The sequence below is a fragment of the Anaerolineae bacterium genome (assembly GCA_014360855.1).
GTDB lineage: Bacteria > Chloroflexota > Anaerolineae > JACIWP01 > JACIWP01 > JACIWP01.
On the sequence record JACIWP010000023.1, the window covers coordinates 1 to 18,217 of the forward strand.

Annotated in this window: 18 protein-coding genes and 1 pseudogene; 5 read left to right on the forward strand and 14 right to left on the reverse strand. The window is 65.1% G+C overall.

Translation table 11 applies throughout. From position 1 onward, the window contains the following. Positions 1–354: Neelaredoxin (locus H5T60_02335; protein MBC7241268.1), on the forward strand; the 354-nt coding region annotated here is incomplete at its 5' end. A gap of 75 nt (positions 355–429) precedes the next feature. Here H5T60_02335 and prfB read toward each other — a convergent pair. The 10 genes from prfB to prfA all read right to left on the reverse strand — a co-directional run bounded on the left by prfB (position 430) and on the right by prfA (position 10,534). Further along, a protein-coding gene (gene prfB / locus H5T60_02340; GenBank protein MBC7241269.1) for a peptide chain release factor 2 occupies positions 430–1,549 on the reverse strand; the annotation gives its coding sequence in 2 pieces (ribosomal slippage) (positions 430–1,473 and positions 1,475–1,549; 1,119 coding nt in all). Positions 1,550–1,571: 22 nt separating this feature from the next. After that, entirely contained in the window at positions 1,572–2,498 is a 927-nt protein-coding gene (ftsY, locus tag H5T60_02345; GenBank protein MBC7241270.1) for a signal recognition particle-docking protein FtsY, read from the reverse strand. A 165-nt stretch (positions 2,499–2,663) separates the two neighbouring features. Next, on the reverse strand, positions 2,664–3,350 hold the full coding sequence (locus tag H5T60_02350; protein MBC7241271.1) for a 30S ribosomal protein S1: 687 nt from the start codon (positions 3,348–3,350) through the stop codon (positions 2,664–2,666). 202 nt (positions 3,351–3,552) lie between these two features. Next, positions 3,553–4,308, reverse strand: a complete 756-nt coding sequence (locus H5T60_02355) for a WecB/TagA/CpsF family glycosyltransferase (GenBank protein MBC7241272.1) — start codon at positions 4,306–4,308, stop codon at positions 3,553–3,555. Continuing rightward, positions 4,305–5,444: a glycosyltransferase family 9 protein gene (locus tag H5T60_02360; GenBank protein ID MBC7241273.1), complete on the reverse strand. Its 1,140-nt coding sequence runs from the start codon at positions 5,442–5,444 to the stop codon at positions 4,305–4,307. Before H5T60_02360 ends, H5T60_02355 begins: the two co-directional genes overlap by 4 nt. After that, on the reverse strand, positions 5,441–6,568 hold the full coding sequence (locus tag H5T60_02365; GenBank protein ID MBC7241274.1) for a glycosyltransferase family 4 protein: 1,128 nt from the start codon (positions 6,566–6,568) through the stop codon (positions 5,441–5,443). The genes H5T60_02360 and H5T60_02365 overlap by 4 nt, the downstream gene beginning before the upstream one ends. 24 nt (positions 6,569–6,592) lie before the next feature. Continuing rightward, positions 6,593–7,051: a ribose 5-phosphate isomerase B gene (gene rpiB, locus H5T60_02370; protein MBC7241275.1), complete on the reverse strand. Its 459-nt coding sequence runs from the start codon at positions 7,049–7,051 to the stop codon at positions 6,593–6,595. Between the two features lie 23 nt (positions 7,052–7,074). Continuing rightward, complete coding sequence (locus H5T60_02375) at positions 7,075–8,556, reverse strand: threonylcarbamoyl-AMP synthase (GenBank protein ID MBC7241276.1); 1,482 nt, start codon at positions 8,554–8,556, stop codon at positions 7,075–7,077. After that, positions 8,553–9,455 carry a peptide chain release factor N(5)-glutamine methyltransferase gene (gene prmC, locus H5T60_02380; GenBank protein MBC7241277.1) on the reverse strand — a complete coding sequence of 301 codons (903 nt, stop codon included), beginning with the start codon at positions 9,453–9,455 and terminating at the stop codon, positions 8,553–8,555. Before prmC ends, H5T60_02375 begins: the two co-directional genes overlap by 4 nt. Further along, positions 9,452–10,534, reverse strand: coding sequence for a peptide chain release factor 1 (gene prfA, locus H5T60_02385; GenBank protein ID MBC7241278.1), 1,083 nt, complete (start codon positions 10,532–10,534; stop codon positions 9,452–9,454). The genes prmC and prfA overlap by 4 nt, the downstream gene beginning before the upstream one ends. Positions 10,535–10,801: 267 nt before the next feature. Between prfA and H5T60_02390 the strand changes: the two genes are divergently transcribed. The 4 genes from H5T60_02390 to recJ all read left to right on the forward strand — a co-directional run bounded on the left by H5T60_02390 (position 10,802) and on the right by recJ (position 15,216). Next, the gene (locus tag H5T60_02390; protein ID MBC7241279.1) at positions 10,802–11,458 is read left to right on the forward strand and encodes an MBL fold metallo-hydrolase; all 657 of its coding nucleotides are present in this window, start codon (positions 10,802–10,804) and stop codon (positions 11,456–11,458) included. Positions 11,459–11,547: 89 nt separating this feature from the next. Then, a complete protein-coding gene (gene mutY, locus H5T60_02395; protein ID MBC7241280.1) occupies positions 11,548–12,678 on the forward strand; it encodes an A/G-specific adenine glycosylase in 1,131 nt (376 codons plus the stop codon). Continuing rightward, entirely contained in the window at positions 12,644–13,444 is an 801-nt protein-coding gene (locus H5T60_02400; GenBank protein MBC7241281.1) for an HAD-IIA family hydrolase, read from the forward strand. The genes mutY and H5T60_02400 overlap by 35 nt, the downstream gene beginning before the upstream one ends. A 20-nt stretch (positions 13,445–13,464) precedes the next feature. Continuing rightward, positions 13,465–15,216 (forward strand): single-stranded-DNA-specific exonuclease RecJ, encoded by a 1,752-nt coding sequence (gene recJ / locus H5T60_02405; GenBank protein ID MBC7241282.1) that lies wholly within the window; start codon positions 13,465–13,467, stop codon positions 15,214–15,216. 1 nt (position 15,217) lies between these two features. On the opposite strand, the pseudogene H5T60_02410 reads toward recJ, so the two are convergent. The 4 genes and pseudogenes from H5T60_02410 to H5T60_02425 all read right to left on the reverse strand — a co-directional run bounded on the left by H5T60_02410 (position 15,218) and on the right by H5T60_02425 (position 18,018). Further along, positions 15,218–15,373, reverse strand: a pseudogene (locus tag H5T60_02410) (nicotinate dehydrogenase medium molybdopterin subunit). Positions 15,374–15,411: 38 nt separating this feature from the next. Continuing rightward, a complete protein-coding gene (locus H5T60_02415; protein ID MBC7241283.1) occupies positions 15,412–16,794 on the reverse strand; it encodes an amidohydrolase in 1,383 nt (460 codons plus the stop codon). 63 nt (positions 16,795–16,857) lie between these two features. After that, complete coding sequence (locus tag H5T60_02420) at positions 16,858–17,397, reverse strand: helix-turn-helix transcriptional regulator (protein ID MBC7241284.1); 540 nt, start codon at positions 17,395–17,397, stop codon at positions 16,858–16,860. An 18-nt stretch (positions 17,398–17,415) separates the two neighbouring features. Further along, positions 17,416–18,018, reverse strand: a complete 603-nt coding sequence (locus H5T60_02425) for a flavodoxin family protein (GenBank protein ID MBC7241285.1) — start codon at positions 18,016–18,018, stop codon at positions 17,416–17,418. Between the last annotated feature and the right edge of the window lie 199 nt (positions 18,019–18,217).

An 18,217-nucleotide genomic window follows, 5' to 3' on the forward strand; every position in this document is an offset into this window, starting at 1 on the left:
AAGGAAAAGCATGCACCGGTCATCGATTGCCCCGATACCGTCAAGGCCGGCGAGTTCTTCACGGTCACCCTCACGGTCGGCAAGGAGATCCCGCATCCGAATACCACCGAACATCACATCCGCTGGATCGAGCTGTATTTCCATCCGGAGGGGGATAAGTTCCCGTATCAGGTCGGGCATTTCGAGTTCACCGCGCATGGGGAGTCGACGCAGGGGCCTAATACCGGGCCGGCGTACACCCACCCAGAAGTCGCCGCACGCTTGAAGGTGGATAAGCCTGGCACGCTCTATGCCACGTCCTACTGCAACATCCACGGCCTGTGGCAGAGCGAGAAAGCCATCAAGGTCGAGTAGTCGTCTCGCCTTTGACGCGCACAGGCCGCCGAGAAATCACGCGGCGGCCTGTGTTGTTTTTCCCCAGAACCCGGATTACGCGGCGGCTTCTGCGAAGCGCAGATAGGCGTCGATGAATTCGTCAATCTCCCCGTCCAGCACCGCGTCGGTGTTGCCGGTCTCATAGCCTGTGCGCAGGTCCTTGACCAACTGGTACGGATGGAGCACATAGGAGCGGATCTGATTGCCCCAGCCGGCCTCCACGTGCTTGCCCTTCAGCCGGGCCTGCTCCTCCTCATGCTTCTGGCGCTCCATCTCGTACAGGCGCGCCCGCAGGATGCGCATGGCGGTCTCCTTGTTCTGAAGCTGGGAGCGCTCGTTCTGGCAAGCGACGACGATGCCGGTCGGGATATGGACGATGCGCACCGCCGTGGAGTTTTTCTGCACGTTCTGCCCGCCGGCGCCAGAGGAGCGGAAGACGTCAATGCGCAAGTCCTTCGGGTCAATCACCACGTCAATATCGTCTTCCAGCTCCGGCATGACCTCGACGAGGGCGAAGCTGGTGTGCCGGCGGTGGTTGGCATCAAATGGCGAAAGCCGCACCAACCGATGCACGCCGCGCTCCGCCTTGAGATAGCCATAGGCATACGGTCCTTCGACGCGAATAGTGGCGCTCTTGATGCCGGTTTCCTCACCCTCGGTCATGTCGAGGATTTCGGTCTTGAAGCCGTGGCGTTCGCACCAGCGCAGGTACATGCGCAGGAGCATGCTGGCCCAGTCAGTGGCCTCGGTGCCGCCGGCGCCGGCGTGTATCGCCAGGATGGCGTTCTTGGCGTCGTGCTCGCCGGACATGAGCAGTTCGAATTCCCGCTTGCGCAGTCTGCCCTCCAACGCCAGGGTCTCCTGCTCCAGCTCTTCCAGGAAGCTCGGCTCGAGCGTTTCCTCGCCTTCCTCGGCCAGCGCGACCAGCTCATGCAAGTCATGCGCCGCCTTCTGGAAGCTCTCCCATTCCTCGATTTCCTCGCGCAGGCGGGCCAGCTCTTTGCTCAAGCGCTGGGCGCGCGCCGGCTCGTTCCAGACGTCCGGCGCAGAGACTTCTTTCTCCAGCTCGACGATGCGGCGCTTCTTGCCGGCCAGGTCAAAGACGCACCTGTAACGTCTGGATACGCTCTTCCAGCTCAGCCAGTCGAGCTTTCAGTTCGGAAACAGCAGGCATATTCGTCCTCCGTATTATTGATTTATGGGTTGCCGTTTTGATCGAACAGGCCGGCGACGAAAAGCTGAGGGTCGAATTCGGCCCAATCCTCCAGCTTCTCGCCCGTGCCGACGAAGCGCACCCCGACACCCAGCTCCCGCACGATGGGGAAGACGATGCCCCCTTTGGCGGTGCCGTCCAGCTTGGCCAGCACGATGCCCGTCACCCCGACGGTGTCCTTGAAGTGACGGGCCTGGGCCAGGCCGTTCTGGCCGGTGGTGGCATCAATGACCAGGAGCGTCTCATGGGGGGCGCGGTGCACCTGTTTGGCGGCGACGCCGCGCACCTTGGCCAGCTCCTGCATCAGGTTGTACTTGGTATGCAGCCGGCCGGCGGTGTCAATGATCAGCATGTCGGCCCCGCGTGCCTGACAGGCACGGATGGCATCATAGGTCACCGCCCCGGGGTCCGCCCCGGGCTGATGAGCGATGACTTCTACTCCGACCCGCTCGCCCCAGATTTTCAACTGGTCAATGGCGGCGGCGCGGAAAGTATCCGCGGCGGCCAGGATGACCTTGCGGCCGCGCTGTTTGTAGTAATGGGCCATTTTACCGATGCTGGTGGTCTTGCCAGAGCCGTTGACGCCCACCACCAGGATGACGGTCAGCAGGCGGGGCTCGTCAATGACCGATGGAGCGCCCTGCTTCAGCATTTCCACCAGCTTGGCCCGTAGAGCCTCTTCCACGTCTGCCGGCGTGCGCAGTTTGCCGGCCTCCGCCAGCCGGCGCAGGTCATCCACCAGCTCGGTGGTGATCTCCACCCCTACATCGGCCTGGATGAGCAGTTCCTCCAGCTCGTCCCAGGTGTCGGGGGTCAGGGCACTGCCGGCCAGCAGTTGGCGTATGCGGCCGAAAAAGGTCTGCCGGGTGCGCGCCAGGCCGTCCTGTATCGTCTTTGGTCGTCCGAACAACGCTTGCTCCTTATCGTAACGGATTGCAACCAACTATTATACACGAGGGAGGGGGAAACTCAAAGAAAGGGAGGGCGCAAAATGCAGGGGGAAGCAAAGCGCACAGGCGGGCGGTTGCGCCGGCCTGTGCGCCGACCAGGGAGGTGACCGATTGGTGGCTGTCTTTCAGGAATTTTGGCGGTGCAGTTCCAGCGTCCGGGACAGCAGTTCCTCGTATTCGCTGTCGCCGGCCTCCGCCTGTTCTTTTCGCTTGCGGGCTTTGCGCTCCCTCTGCTGTTGGCGCTCCAGCGCTTCCCGCAGTGCCAGCTCCATGATGGTGGGGATGTGTTCCTCTTCCTGCTGTGCCGGGGAGGGCTCCGCCGCCGCGGGTTCCGGGGCCGGCTCCGGTTCGGCCGGCTCCTCCGGCTTCATGGTCAGGTCAATGCGCCGCCGGCGCTTGTCCACCGCCAGGATGCGGGCCTCGATGGTGTCACCCGGCTTGACGACCTGGCCGGGGTTCTTGACGTACTCGGTGCCCATTTCCTTGACGTGGAGCATGGCCTCGCGCTCGGCCCCGATATCCACAAAGGCGCCGTATGGGGCCAGGCGGGTTACCGTACCCTTGACGACCATGCCGGCGTTCAGATCGCGTATCTTTTTGCGGTTGGGGTCCACCAGGGTCAGGCTGATGCGGTTCTTTTTGAGGTTGACCTCTTTGACCCAGGCCACAACCTGCTGGCCTTCCTGCACCACGTCGGAGACCTTTTCCACCGGGCCGAGGCTCAATTCGGTGATGTGAATCATGCCGTCGCGCCCGATGCCGATATCCACAAACGCACCGAATTCGGTGATTTTTGTGACAGTGCCTTCCACGCGCTGGCCGCGAGAGAGTTGTTCAGCCAGGGCGCCAGGTTTTTGCAAAGGTGGTACGCCAGCCCGACGTCCTTCCACGGTTCCGCTCCTTGACACTCCTTGTTCTCCATGGAACAAGGTGTTCGTTACACGCCGGGGTATTATAGCGAAGTTGGCGGGTTTGTCAATGAATGAGGCGTCGGAAATTCCCACGCGGCCTCTGCTAGCGACTGCGCCGGCGAATGCCGTGCTCCCACAGCACGCATAGGGCAAAACGGGGCAGGGCCAGCATGCGCCGCCAGCGCCGCGGCTCTTGGATCAGGCGGTAGAGCCATTCCAGGCCGGCGCGCTGCATCCAGGTCGGCGCCCGCCGCGCCTTGCCGGCCAGGAAGTCGAAGGTGCCGCCGACTCCCATGGCGACCGGCACCCCCAGCCGGGCCAGATTGCGGGCGATCCAAAGGTCCTGCTGGGGCGCGCCGTAGGCCACGAATAGGAAATGAGGGGCGGCGGCCCGGACCATCTCGACGATGGGATCCTCTTCCACCGGCGCCGGCGAGCCGGCATAGGTGCCGGCGATCTGCAGGCCGGGATTGGCGCGCTGGAGCACAGCCGCCGCCTGTTCCGCGACGCCAGGCGCGGCTCCCAGGAGGAACAAGCTCCATCCCCGGCGGGCGGCCAGCCGGGCGACGGCCTGCACGGTATCCACGCCGGTGACGCGCTCGGTGAGGGGGTATCCCATCAGCCGGCAGGCCCATACCACGCCGATGCCGTCCGGCAGGGCCAGGTGGGCGGCGTTCAGGACCCGGTAGAACTCGGCGTTCTTCTGGGCAGCCATGATGAACTCGGGGTTGACGGTGACGACGTGATGCGGCCGGCCGTCCTCCACGAATTCTTCCAGCCGGCGGATCGTCTCCTCCGGGGTCACCAGATGGACCGGCACTCCCAGCAGGCGAACAGCGGGCGGGAAACTAGAGGTCATGCTTCCTCCGGGTGAGGTGGAAGGATCGTTTCGACAGCCCGCAGGACGTCCTCCACCTGGATGGCGTGCATGCATTCCATAGAGGGACAGCCCTCGCGCCGGCCAATGGCATAGCCCACGTAGGCGCAGGGCTGGCAGGGGAGGCCGGCCTGCAGGACGATGGCGCGGCTCCGGCCAGCGGTCCAGGGGCCCCAGGCATCCGCGTTGGTAGGGCCGAAGAGCGCGATCACCGGGGCGCCGGCGGCCACTGCCAGGTGCATTACCCCGGAATCGGCTCCCACGAAGAGGGCGGCGCGGCGAAGCACAGCGGCGAGCTGGGGCAGGGAGGTCTGGCCGGCCAGGTTCAGCGCGGTGTCCGGGCACTGACGCACCAGCTCTTCCACGTTGTCGCCGGCAGTCCCCACCAGCACGAGGCCGAGGTCATGCCGGCGCGCCAGCTCACGCGCCAGTTGGGCAAAGCGCTCCACCGGCCAGCGCCGGGCCAGGCTGTATCCGCCGGAGCCCGGATGGATGACGGCGAAGGGCCGGCGTCCGCTGGTACGCTCCCAACGCGCCAGCGTCAGCTCCGCCCATTCCTCTGCATCGGGCGCGCTGGGTGCCGCCAGGGAGATATCGTCGGTCCGGGCGCCCAGAGTGTTGACCACCTGGAGCCAGTACTGCACTTCGTGCAGGGCGCCGAAGCCGGCATCAGGCGTGCGGTGGGTGAGGAACCAGCCGTGCCCGTTGTCCAGGCCGGCGCGGATGCGGGCGCCGGCGGCAAGGGCCAGCGCGGCGTATTTCAGCCGGCCAAAAGGCAGGGTCAGGTGGTGCAGGATGACCACCGCGTCGTAGCGGCGCCGGCGGAGGGCCAGGGCAAGGCTCACCGCCGCGCGCAGAGAGGCCGGCCGCAGTGCATCCGCCGGCCGGTCGAACTGAAACTTATCAAAGCGGATGATGTCGTCCACCAGCCCGGTGCCGGTCAGCGCCGGCGCGGAGTGCGGGGTCACCAGGATATCCAACCGTGCCTGCGGGTGGGTTTGCCGCAGGGCGCGCAGGGCCGGCGTGCTGGTGATGACGTCGCCGATATCGGCCAGCTTGACGACCAGGATGGCCCGCAGGGGCAGAACGGGCGGTTGAGGGCGCGCTGGAGTGGTCATGCCGGCTCCGCTCCCATCTCCTCGAACAGCTCCAGGAACTGGCGCGCCGTATTTTGCCAGGAAAAGCGCTGGACCTGGCGGTAGCCGGCCTCTACCATGCGCCGGCGCAGTCCCTCGTCCTGCAGGACCCGGAGGAGGGCGCCGGCGATGTCGTCCACATTCAGTGGATCCACCAGCAGAGCGGCGCCGCCGGCCACCTCGGGCAGGGAGGAGGAGTTGGAACAGATGACGGGCGTTCCGCAGGCCATGGCCTCCAGCACCGGAAAGCCGAACCCTTCGTAGAGCGAAGGGAAGGCAAAGGCCAGCGCGCCGCTGAGCAGGGCCGGCAGTTCCTCATCGGGCACATAGCCCACGAGGTGGACGAGGTTCTCCAGGCCGTTCCGCTGGACCGCGCTCACGATGTCCTGCGTCATCCAACCCATTTTGCCGCCCAAGACAAGGTGTGGGGGTTCCGTGCCGGCTGGCCACTGCCGGCGCACAGCGGCATAGGCCTCGATAAGGCGCACCAGGTTTTTGCGCGGCTGAATGGTGCCGACATATAGGATGTACTGCTCCGGAACCCCCAGCCGCTCGCGCGCAGAACGAATGCGAGCGGGGTCCTCCACCCGCTGGATCCAGGCGGTATGGCCGGGGTAGATGACGCGGATTTTGTGCGCCGGTGTGCCGTAAAAGCGCATCAGATCGGCGCGCGTCGCTTCCGAGTCCGCTACCACGCGCATGGCCTGGTGAGCGTTCCAGCGGGTGCCCAGCTCCAGGTACAGGCGGGAGGCCGGCGGATGGGCCTCGGGGAAATACCGATAGCCGAGGTCGTGGATGGTGACCGCACTGCGGCGTGGGTGGATGATCGGGAGGACGTGCGCCGGCACGAACAGGATATCCGGCGGGTGTGCGGCCATCTCCCACGAAAGCCGGATGTGGGTCCACAGTCGGGGGAATGGGATAATGCGCACCTCGGCAGAGCCTGTCCAGGAGTAGAGGGAAGGGGAGGGCAGGTCCCGGAAATAGAGCCGCCAGCGGTGCGGGCTGTCCGCATCCAGCAGGGCGCGGATGATCTCCAGGGAGTAGCGCTCGGTGCCGGTGAGCTGGGTGACGGTGACGCGGCTGGCGTCAATGCCGATTAACATAATCTACATCTCCGACCGGGGGGATCAGCGCCGGCTGGCTTCCATCTGGCGGATCTTCTCCACGCGTCGGGCGTGCCGGCCGCCCTCGAATTCCGTGCTCAGCCAGACGTCCACGATGTCCAGCGCCAACCCGGGCCCCACGACCCGACCGCCGAGACAGAGGATGTTGGCGTTGTTGTGGAGCCGGCTCATGCGGGCAGAATAGGTGTCACCGCAGACGGCGGCGCGCACCCCGACGATCTTGTTGGCGGCGATGCTCATGCCGATGCCGGTGCCGCAGATGAGAATGCCCAGGTCGTAGTCGCCGGCGGCCACCCCCCGCGCCACTTGATAGGCGTAGTCGGGGTAATCCACCGATTCGGGGCTGTTTGTCCCGAAATCCTCCACCGTGTACCCGGCCTGGCGCAGATGCTCCAGGATGATGTTCTTCAGCTCATAGCCGCCGTGGTCAGCGCCTATCGCGATCTTGCGTGTGTCAGCCATTTTGTGCTCCTCAGGGTTGTACGTCATCCGATCTGCAGGTCAGGGATCAACCGGCGGATTTCCGCCGCGGCCAGCGCGCCGGCGCGCAGTAATCGCGGCGGCGTCGTGGTGAAGTCCACAATGGTGGACGGTATTGGGCCAGGGGTGGGACCGCCGTCCAGGATGAGGTCCACCCGCCGGCCCAACTGCTCGAACACCTCTTGGGCGGTGCTGGGGCTTTGCGCGCCGCTGATGTTGGCGGAAGTGGTGGCCAACGGCGCGCCCAGCCGGCGGATCAGCTCCAATGGGACGGGATGGTTCGGCATGCGCACGGCGATGCCCGGCCCGGGGCTGATGATGGCCGGCACGCGCGGGGCGATAGGGAGGATCAGGGTCAATCCTCCTGGCCAGAACGCTTCCATCAGCCGGCGCGCCGGCTCCGGCACGTGGCTCACGAAGTCCCGCAAATCGGCTTCGTCCGCAATAAGGATGGGGATGGCCTTGTCCGGCGCGCGCCGCTTGACGATGTACAGCTCAGCGACGGCGTCAGGGTGGCGGGCATCGGCCGCCAGCCCGTACACGGTATCAGTGGGGAATGCCACCACGCCGCCTTCGCGCAGGATATCCGCCGCGAGGGCAATGCAGTCAGGGTCGCCGGCAGGACAGAGTGGGCTTTCGCGTGCCGGGGTACCGCAGTAGCGCAGGCCCTCGATGTTGGGCGAGGGCTGTCCTTGGAGCACGAGCTGGCGGATGGCCCAGGCGGCGCCGGCGTGGGACACCGAAGGGGCGATCACATCGGCGGCCTGTTTGGCGGCAGGGCTGGCATTGTCCACGGCAATGCCCAGGCCGGCCCAGGCGAGCATCTCTGCGTCGTTGTCGTTGTCTCCCAGGGCCGCGGTTTCTTGGCGCAGGACACCCAGATGTCGCGCCAGCCTGGCCAGGGCGCGCGCCTTATTGGCGCCCAGGGGCACGGCCTCGAGGAAAAAGCGGTGGGAGCGGGTCAGGCGCAGTTTGCCGGCGAAGCGCTGTTGCAGGGACGGGGCAAGCTCAGCCAACTGTGCCGGCTCTCCCACCAGCATGATTTTGCTGGGGGGGCGCTGGAGGAACGCCAGCAGATCGCCGACGACCTGTACCGGCACGGCGTCGATCTGCTCGTAGAGCCGGGCCTCAGGGGAATAGGCTTCCGCGAACGGCTGGTCGTCCAGGAAGACGTTGGCATGCACGCCGGCCTCCTTGAGCACTGCCAGCAGTTCGCGCGCCCACTCCAGCGGGATGCAGGCCTGATAGATGGCCTCGCCGGAGACAGGGTCGCGGATCTCTGCGCCCTGATACAGGATGACCGGGGCGTTGACTCCCAGCCGGCGGATGAAGGGCTGGGCGCCGGCGAAGGTGCGGCCGGTGGCGATGGTAAAGTATAGGCCGGCGGCCATGGCTTCCTGTACTGCCGCTACGACCTCGTCCGGGATGACCAGGTCATCCCCCATCAGCGTGCCATCCAGGTCTGCGACAATCAATCGGTAGGTCATGGGGCGCTTCCTTTTCGTTCCACAATGAGGATGCGGTCAAGGCCGGCCAAATCCTTTTCCACACGGGCGCGGCAGTCTGGCATGAGCGCGCTGGCGGCGGTCAGGGCCGGGGTGCCCTGTTGCGAGCCGATCTCCGCCATGAGTGCGCCGTCCGGGGCCAGTTTGGTGCATGCCTGGGTCAGGAGCCGGCGGAGCGGTTCCAGGCCATCGCTTCCCCCGTCCAGGGCACGCCGGGGTTCGTATTGGCTGACCTCGGGCATCAGCGTGGGAAGCTCGGCGCTGGGGATGTAGGGCAGGTTGGCCAGGATGAGGTCAAAGGGGCCGGCAAAAGGCAGGAGCAGGTCGCCGGCCGCGAAGTGAACGCGCCGTTCCAGCCCCAGCCGGCGGGCGTTCGTGCGGGCGACTTCCAGGGCCGGCGCGGCATCGTCCACACCGATGACATGCAGTTCGGGGAGCGCGTATGCCAGGGCGAGGGCGATGGCGCCACTGCCGGTGCCTACATCTATGACCCGCAGGGACGCCAGGGTTTCCCGCCGGCCGGCGGCGCGCTGATTCAGCCACTGGATGGCGCGCTCGACCAATTCCTCGGTTTCCGGGCGGGGGATGAGCACCGCCGGCGTGACCAGCAGGTCCAGCCCGAAGAAGGGCTGGGACCCCAGGATGTAGGCCAGGGGCTCTCGGCGCTGACGCCGGCTCACCAATTGTTCTGCCAGTGCCTGTTCTGATGGGGTCATGATGTGTTCCGGATGTGCCAGGACCCAGCTCCGGTCACGCTGGAGCGCGTGGGCCAGGAGAAGCTCGGCATCCAGTGCTGGCGAGTCCACGCCGGCGCCGGCGAGCCTCTCCCGCGCCCATTTCAGCCATTCGGCGATGCTCGGAGAATTTCCCGAACTGCTCAATTCACCTTGGCCATTTCCATCTGTGCCAGGCGGGTGGCCTGGTCGTCGGCAATCAACGCCTCGATGAACTCGTCCAGCTCGCCGTCCAGCACATCTTCCAGCCGATAAGTGGTCAGGCCGATGCGGTGGTCGGTCACCCGGTTCTGTGGGAAGTTGTAGGTGCGGATTTTCTCGCTTCGTTCGCCTGTTCCCACCTGCTCGCGGCGCGCCTCGGAGATGGCCTGGCGCTGTTTCTCCATTTCCATATTATACAAACGGGCGCGCAGGACCGAAAGGGCGCGCAGTTTGTTCTGGAGCTGGGAGCGTTCGTCCTGACAGCTCACCACAATACCGGTGGGGATATGGGTGATGCGGACGGCGGAATCAGTGGTGTTGACGGACTGGCCGCCGTGTCCTTGGGAGCGGAACACCTCAATGCGCAGGTCGTCGGGGTTGATGTCCACTTCCACCTCATCCACTTCGGGCAGGACGGCGACGGTGGCGGTGGAGGTGTGGATGCGTCCGCTGGACTCGGTAACGGGCACGCGCTGGACGCGGTGCACGCCGCTCTCATACTTCAGGCGGGAATATGCTCCCTTGCCCTTGATGAGGAAGATGATCTCCTTGTAACCGCCGATGCCCGTCTCGTTGCGAGAGATGACCTCCACCTTCCAGCCATGCTTTTCGGCGTAGCGGGAATACATGCGGAACAGGTCGGCGGCGAAGAGGCCGGCCTCATCCCCGCCGGCGCCGGCGCGAATCTCCACGATGACGTTTTTCTCATCGCGCGGGTCCTTCGGCAGTAACAGCCGCTTCAACTGTTTGTCCAGCTCACGCTCGCGCTCTTCCAGCGCCTCCAGTTCCTCGCGCGCCAGCGACTCCAGCTCGGGGTCGTCCGCCTCGCGCAAAAGCTGGCGGGTTTTCTCGATTTCTTCCCGCAGGGCTTTGTAAGCGCGAAAGGTCTCGACGATCTCCTCCAGTTCGGCGCGCTCCTGCGCGTAGGCGATGAGCTTGTCCGGGTCGGAGGCGACTGCCGGGTCGGCCATCAGCCGGCCCAGTTCCTCGTATCGTTCCTCAATTCTTGCCAGTTTCTCCAGCATCGGTTCTCTCTCCAGGTCCCTTAGGATAGTGTGATCATGCCGCTGTCATGTCCCCATCGGTGACCGCTGGGCTAGAGAAAACCGATGCAGGCATATGTCGCGCCTCTCATTCTGCGATAATCCTCTGTACAGCAGATGCGCCGCAGTCCTCTCTGCGGCGCTTTCATGACATATGTAATATACTATGAGCAGCGCGCCGGCGTCAAATTGACGCTTGGAAATCGGCCGCTATAATGGGGCTGATCTTGCGGTCATGGAGGGATGGGGGTGCTCATCGACATAGTGGACGTGACGGCGGTACCTGGCCTGCATACCAACTGCTACCTGGTGGCGGATGAGGAGACGCGGCAGGCCGTGGTGATTGACCCGGGCGGCAGTCCCGATGCTATCGTGGCGCGCATCCAGGCACTGCGTCTGGAGGTGGTCTGGATATTGAACACCCACGGCCATTTCGACCATATCGCCGGCAACGGCGCCGTCCAGTCCGCCGTCAAGGCGGACATCGCCGCCCACCGTGCCTCCGAACCGCTATATCGCGCTCGGGGTGGGGCGGGGTTTTTCGGCATTTTCCTGCCGGCGCCGGCCATGCCCACCCATTGGCTGGAAGATGGCGATGAGATCCGCTTTGGAAATGAAGCGCTGACTGTCCTGCACACCCCCGGCCATACCCCCGGCTGTGTGACGTTCTGGAGCCAGAAGCACAAGGTTGCCTTTGACGGCGACCTGCTATTCCGCGCCGGTGTCGGGCGGACCGACCTGCCGGGCGGGGATTTCGAGCAGTTGATGGAGAGCATTCGCAACCGCATCCTCACCCTGCCGGACGAGACGGTGATCTATCCCGGCCATGGCCCGGAGACGACGGTGGGGGAGGAGCGCCGGCATAATCCGTTCCTGCAGGACAGCACGCGCAACTGGTGGATATAGGTCCGGGGCGGGATAGGCCCGGATTGGCCGGCCGGGCGACGTCATGGTATAATCCCGTCCGATTATCCTGAACCCGGACGAGAATCTCCATGGTCCAGCATTCCCAGCGGGCAGATGTGGAGCGGTTGTTGGAGTGGTTCGCGGCCAACGGCCGGCGGCTCCCCTGGCGCACCGCCGGCCGCCGAGACCCCTACCAGGTCTGGATCGCCGAAGTGATGCTCCAGCAGACGCGGGTCCCCACGGTTATTCCCTATTTCCAGCGGTTCCTTCGCTTGTTCCCGGATGTCCCCGCGCTGGCCCGGGCGGAGCGGGACGCGGTGTTGAAGGCCTGGGAAGGCCTGGGCTATTACGCGCGGGCACGTCATGCCCATTCGGCGGCGCGGCTGATGGTGGAGCGGCATGCCGGCCAGGTGCCGGCGGAGCGCGGCGCCCTGCTGGCCCTGCCGGGCATCGGTGAGTATATCGCGCATGCCATTCTGAGCCTGGCATTCGGACAGGACTACCTGGCGTTGGATGCCAATGGCCGGCGGGTGCTGGCCCGCTGGATGGGGCTGGAGCGGCCACTGAGGGAGCGCGGCGCGGAGTCTGCCCTGCGGGCGTTCGGCGAAGCATTACTGCCGGCCGGCCGTGCCGGCGCGTTCAACGAGGCGCTGATGGACCTTTCCTCGTTGATTTGCACGCCGAAATCGCCGGCGTGCGGTGTCTGTCCCATCCGAGAGAGCTGTCAGGCCCATTTGCAGGGCCGCCAGGAGCAGATTCCGGCGCGCCTACCCCGCCGGCGGGTCCCCCATTACGACGTGAGCGCGGCGGTCATCTGGCAGGACGGCAAGGTCCTGCTGGCGCAGAGGCTCGAGAAGGGCATGCTGGGGGGCCTGTGGGAGTTTCCGGGCGGGACGCGCGAGGCCGGCGAGAGCCTGGAAGAGTGCCTGCGGCGCGAGATCCAGGAAGAGCTGGGCATGGAGATAGCGGTCGGAGAGCATCTCATCAGCGTGCCGCATGCCTACACCCATAAGCGCATCACCCTGCATGCCTTTCACTGCCGGCCCTTGCGCGGCACTCCTCAGAAGCTGGAGGTGAAGGATTGGCGGTGGGTGGCGCCGGCGGAGGTCCTGCAGTATCCCCTGTCTGTGGTGGACCAGCGCGTGGCCGAGGCGCTGTTGAGCTGGCTGAGGGAGAAGGGAGCGCATGTCGAACCCGCCCCTGCGCGGCCTGCTGATTGATATTGACGGCGTTCTGCGCGTTGGCGATCAGCCCATCCCGAGGGCCGGCGAGGCCATCGAGGCACTGCGTCGGCGCGATGTCCCCTTTCGCTTCCTGACCAACGTCACCCGCAAGAGCCGGGCCGAAGAGGCGGATCGACTGCGGCGGATGGGCATCCTGGTTTCCCCGGAGGAAATATATACCGCTTCGGCCGTCACCGCGGCTTATCTGCGCCGGCTGGGTGCGCCCCGGTGCTGGCTCCTGCTGGAAGGGAGCGGCGTACAGGAGTTCGCCGGCATTCCCCTGAGCGATGACGCCCCCCAGTACGTGGTGCTGGGGGACCTGGGCGATGATTTCCCCGTCATGCTCCTGCATCGCGCCTTTCGGGCGCTGTTGAACGGCGCTCGGCTGATTGCCATTCAGCGCAACCCTTCCTGGACGGCGGAGGACGGCCTGCCGCGCCTGGACGTGGGGGCCTGGTGCGCGGCGCTGGAATATGCCAGCGGCCAGCCGGCGCTGGTGATGGGCAAGCCGGCGCCGCTGGCCTATCAACTGCCGGCAGAGGAGATGGGTATTCCCTGCCAGGAGCTGGCGATGGTTTCCGATGACCCGGACGTGGACCTGGCCGGGGCCAGAGGGGCCGGCCTGCGCACTATCTTCGTGCGCACTACGTCGCTCCCGCGCCGGCGGATGCCGGATGCAGGCGAAGTTGACCATATGCTGAACTCCATTGCGGAACTGCCGGCGCTGTGGGATGATATTGGCGCGCCGGCGGTGCCGCGCTGACCATTTTATCGAGGCAGGATATGGAAAGCGGTTCGGTATTCATCACACCCGGCTGGCCGGCGCGCAAACGCTGGCAGGTCGCGCCGCCGGCGCCCATGGATTTCATCCGACGGCTGGATTTCCTGCCGCCGCTCGTCGTCCAACTGCTGTACAATCGCGGCTTAACCACCCTGGAAGATGTCGAGGATTTCTTGTCCTGCCGCGTGCGCCAGGACAATCCCTTTCAGCTTGCCGGCATGAACGAGGCGGTGGCGCGCGTCCGTCAGGCCATCAGGCGGCGAGAACCGATTGCCGTGTACGGGGATTTTGACGCCGATGGCGTCACGGCCACGGTTGTGCTGGTGGAGACGCTCGCGGCCCTGGGCGCGAGGGTCCAGCCGTACATCCCGCACCGCGTGGATGAGGGCTACGGCCTGAACTGCGAGGCCCTGCGCTCCCTGGCAGAGGCCGGCATCCGCCTGGTTATCACCGTGGACTGCGGCATCCGCTCCGTGGACGAGGTAGCCTACGGCCGGCGTCTGGGGCTGGATATCATCGTCACTGACCACCATCATGTTGGGGCGGTACTGCCGCCGGCGCTGGCCTGCATCAACCCGCGCCGCGAGGACTCACCGTACTGGTTTCGGGAGCTGGCCGGCGTCGGAGTGGCCTATAAGCTGGCGCAGGCACTGCTGCGGGTGGAGCGGCAGTGCCCAATTGGTGAAGCGCCGCCGCAGTTGGCCGAGGCGGACCTGCTGGACCTGGTGGCGTTGGGGACGGTGGCGGACCTGGTGCCGCTGGTGGGGGAGAACCGCGTGTTGGTGGCGCAGGGCCTGCGCCGGCTGATGAAGCCGGCGCGCGTGGGGCTGCAGGCGTTGGTGGGAGAGGCCGGGCTGAACCCGGCGAAGGTGGATTCCACAGCGGTTTCATGGATTTTGGCGCCAAGGCTGAACGCCGCCGGCCGGCTGGACTCCGCTATGCTGAGCTACAACCTGCTTTCCGCGCGGGAGCCAATTGAGGCGGCGCGCCTGGCGCGGCAGTTGGGCCAGCTTAACCGCCAGCGCCAACAGCTCACTGATTGGGCACTGCAGTTGGCGCTTTCGGAATTGATGCAGAGGGGAACACTGGGCGAACTGCTGTTCTTCGCCCATCCGGAACTGCCGCAGGGCATTGTAGGGTTGGTCGCCGGCCGGCTGGCGGAGACGTACTATCGGCCGGCGATTGTGGTGGAGCTGGGGCAGGATGTGAGCCACGGGTCCGCCCGCAGTATCCCGGAATTCCACATCACGCAGGCGCTGGACCGGTGCAGTGAGAAGGGACTGCTGGTGCGGCACGGCGGCCATGCGGCGGCCGCCGGCTTTACCGTGGAGACCGCGAGGGTGGAGGAGCTGGCGAGCGAATTGGAGGAGATTGCCGGCCGGCACCTGCAGGGACAGGAGCTCATGCCAACCCTACTCATTGACGCGGTGGTAGACTTACAGGCGCTCGATTGGGCGACGCTGGAGATGATGCGCCAGCTTGAGCCGTTCGGCTACGGCAATCAGCCGCCTTTGCTGGCAAGCCGGCGGGTGCAGGTGCTCTCCGCCCGGACCGTTGGCGCCGATAACCGTCATCTGAAACTGCAGGTATCTGACGGCGTGCGCCAGTGGGATGCCATCGCTTTCGGTATGGGTGCGTTGGCTGATATCCTGCCGGCATGGGTGGATATCGCCTTCCATCTGGAGGAGGATGAGTGGAACGGGCAGGTGCGCCTGCAGTTGAACGTGCAGGACCTGCGGCCGGCGGAGGAGTAGGCTAGACGTCGGCCCCGTTTCTCAGCGCCTCACGAATGCGTTCGGGAGTGGCGGGCAGGTCTGTGATGCGGATGCCGACCGCATCCCGAATGGCGTTGATGATGGCCGGCGTCGTCGCCAGCGGCGGCAATTCGCCCAACCCTTTGGCACCCTGCGGCCCCAGCGGGTGGGGGTTTTCCGGGTGTGCTTCCCGGTTCATGGCGCCGTGCGAGCACGCGAGAGAAGGGTGGTTCGGGGTGGACCATTCACCTGGATGCCGGCGCGGGCAAACATGGCCTCGGCGGCGCGCTGGCAGTCCTCCACCAACCGCCGTTCATCCAGATGGGTCAGCCGGCCCTCCCGCATCAGCACCTTTCCAGCGACAATGACCGTGTCCACGTCGTTCCCATTGGCGTTGTAGACCAGGGCGGACTGCGGCACGTGCACCGGCGCGATATGGGGGCGCATGGCATCCACCAGGATGACATCGGCCAGGGCGCCGGGTGCCAGCCGGCCAATTTTGCCGTCCAGGAACATCGCTCTGGCGCCGCCGGCGTAAGCCATGTCGAGCACATCCTCGGGGAAGAGCGCCATGGCGTCCAGGGTGCGCAGTTTCTGCAGACAGGCGGTAAACTTCAGCACCTCCAGCATGTCCTGGGAATTGTTGGAGCCGGGGCCATCGGTGGCCAGAGCGGTGGGGATGCCGCGCCGGCGCCATTCGGTGACGGCCGGGTTGCCGGAGGCCAGGTACATGTTGCTGACGGGGCAGTGGATGATGAGAGCGCCGGCGCTGGCGATGAGGTCCATCTCCTCATCGTCCAGCCATACGCCGTGCACCAACTGCCATCGGTCGTTCAGGACGCCGATATGATGGAGCCAGCGCGCCGGCGTCATACCGGTCTCATCCATGGACATCTGCACCTCGGCGCGGGTCTCGCTGAGGTGGATGTGGACCCCGATGCCCCACTCATGGGCCAGCCGATCAATGGTTTGCAGGGTATCCTGCCGGCAGCCCCAGGGGATCAGCGGGCCAAACTCAAAGCGCACCATGGATTCTGGCCCGGTATTCCATTTTTTCACCAGGCGCTCCGTCTCGCGAAGGACCCGTTCTGGCGTCTCCTGGAAAGCGGGGTGATACGGATCGCGATCCGCAAATCCGCGTGCGAGAAACGTCCGTACTCCGGTGCGTGCCGCCGCCTCAGCAATCGCATCCGCATTATGGGGTGAGGTCTGGACGTAATCCTGGTCCAGGACGGAGGTGGCGCCGCATTTCAGGTTTTCGACAAAACCCAGCATAGCGGCTAGATAAAAATCCTCTTCTTTCATTACCAGCGCGCCGGGCCAGATGGCGGCCTCCAGCCATTCGAGGAGAGGTTTATCATCGGCCAATCCGCGCAGAAAGGTCTGGAAGAGGTGGGTGTGGGCGTTGACGAGGCCGGGGGCCACGATTTTGCCGGCGGCGTTGATGATCTCGTCCGCGCCGGCGCGCAGGCCCTCCGGGGCGGGGCCGGCGCCGACCGCTTCGATGCGCTCTCCGCGGATAAAGACGTAGCCGGGGCGATGCACCGTGCGGTACTCTCCGTCGCAGGGCAGGACCATACCGCCTTCGATGAGCAGGGTATTCATTGCTGGGACGTTCCTCCATGCATGAGATAAGATTTGTTATAATGCTGGTGGTATGATACAGCAGATAATGTACAGGTCTTGGTCGCCGATGCAGGCGAATTCCTGCAGGAGGTTGCCGTTGTAATAGATGGCGTCTCCTTCGTCCAGGGTGTAGATATTGCCGTCCACGTTGATCTCCATGCGCCCGCGCAGGACATACATCCACTGCTCATTCGGCTTGGAGAGCGGCGGGGTGATGCGCCGGCCGCCGGGTTCCACATGGATGAGCACCGCCATCATTTGGGCGTTCAGCTCCGGCGTGAGCAGTTCGTAGCCGATGCGAGAGTCGGGGAAGGTGAGGCGCCGGCGTTCTCCGGCCCGCACCACCGGCTGAGGCAGAGCCGAGTTCAGGAAGTAAAACATCGGCACGTCCAGCGCGGTGGCAATGGCCTGCAGGGTGTCCAGGGAGGGCGAGATCTGCCCATTTTCCAGCCGGCTGAGGAAGCCGGCGGAGACGCCGGCGCGCTTTCCCAGCTCGCGCAGGGTCAACCCCAGCTCCTTTCTTCGCCTTCGAATGCGTTCACCAACTATGACCATCTTTGGTCCTTTCCTTGACTATACATTTTCAGCGCTCAGACCAAGCGCCAAACGTCTGCCGAGTTCATATGCTTTCTGCAGGGTCTCCGGGCTTTTGAGGATATCCCCAGGGAAGTCGAAGCCGGGGGCACACAGTTCGGCCCAGCGTTCGCCCTGCAGAGATGATATAACGTGCTTAAAGATGATGCGGGCGCCGACGAACATCTCGTCCTTGTTCTGTCCTGAGACCGCTAGGAGGACGCCTTTGCGGGTAGGTGAGCCGGCCGGCCCGGGCGGCATGGGCTTTTTCAGAATATAATGCAAAGCCCAGAAGCATTGCAAACGGTCGATAAAGGTCTTGATCTGGGCGCTGACGGAGCCGAAGTAGATGGGGGTCGCCAGGACGATGGCGTCGCTGTTCAGCACCATATCATAGGCGAGCTGGAATTCGTCCTTGACCACGCATCGGCCGTCGTTCTCTCGGCATCGTTCACAGCCCGTGCATGGGGCGATCTTCATGCGGTGTGGTTTGATGATTTCCACCTCGGCGCCGGCGCTGCGCGCGCCATCGAGGAAGGCGTTCAAGAGGGCCGTGCTGTTCCCTTTCGGGCGGGGGCTCCCGATAACGGCGAGTATTTTCATGATCGGCGATATCCTCCTTCCGGGATGTGGACTTGAAAGTGAGAGGGGCTAGACATGTTTCTCCTTGTCCCCCGTATCTTCGATGATGGTTTCACATTCCTGAATCAGGATTGTGCCCGAGGTCAGGTCTACGAAAGCGCTTTGGGCCATTTACATCTCTGCAGGTGTGCCGGCGTCTGCGATGGCGCGGCTTGCAGGA

Coding starts and splice junctions, on each gene's coding strand:
- H5T60_02355 (MBC7241272.1), bottom strand. CDS start 4,308: ATGACCTCTAGTTTCCCGCCCGCTGTTCGCCTGCTGGGAGTGCCGGTC.
- H5T60_02360 (MBC7241273.1), bottom strand. CDS start 5,444: ATGACCACTCCAGCGCGCCCTCAACCGCCCGTTCTGCCCCTGCGGGCC.
- H5T60_02365 (MBC7241274.1), bottom strand. CDS start 6,568: ATGTTAATCGGCATTGACGCCAGCCGCGTCACCGTCACCCAGCTCACC.
- rpiB (MBC7241275.1), bottom strand. CDS start 7,051: ATGGCTGACACACGCAAGATCGCGATAGGCGCTGACCACGGCGGCTAT.
- H5T60_02375 (MBC7241276.1), bottom strand. CDS start 8,556: ATGACCTACCGATTGATTGTCGCAGACCTGGATGGCACGCTGATGGGG.
- prfA (MBC7241278.1), bottom strand. CDS start 10,534: ATGCTGGAGAAACTGGCAAGAATTGAGGAACGATACGAGGAACTGGGC.
- mutY (MBC7241280.1), top strand. CDS start 11,548: ATGGTCCAGCATTCCCAGCGGGCAGATGTGGAGCGGTTGTTGGAGTGG.
- H5T60_02400 (MBC7241281.1), top strand. CDS start 12,644: ATGTCGAACCCGCCCCTGCGCGGCCTGCTGATTGATATTGACGGCGTT.
- recJ (MBC7241282.1), top strand. CDS start 13,465: ATGGAAAGCGGTTCGGTATTCATCACACCCGGCTGGCCGGCGCGCAAA.
- H5T60_02415 (MBC7241283.1), bottom strand. CDS start 16,794: ATGGTCCTGCCCTGCGACGGAGAGTACCGCACGGTGCATCGCCCCGGC.
- H5T60_02420 (MBC7241284.1), bottom strand. CDS start 17,397: ATGGTCATAGTTGGTGAACGCATTCGAAGGCGAAGAAAGGAGCTGGGG.
- H5T60_02425 (MBC7241285.1), bottom strand. CDS start 18,018: ATGAAAATACTCGCCGTTATCGGGAGCCCCCGCCCGAAAGGGAACAGC.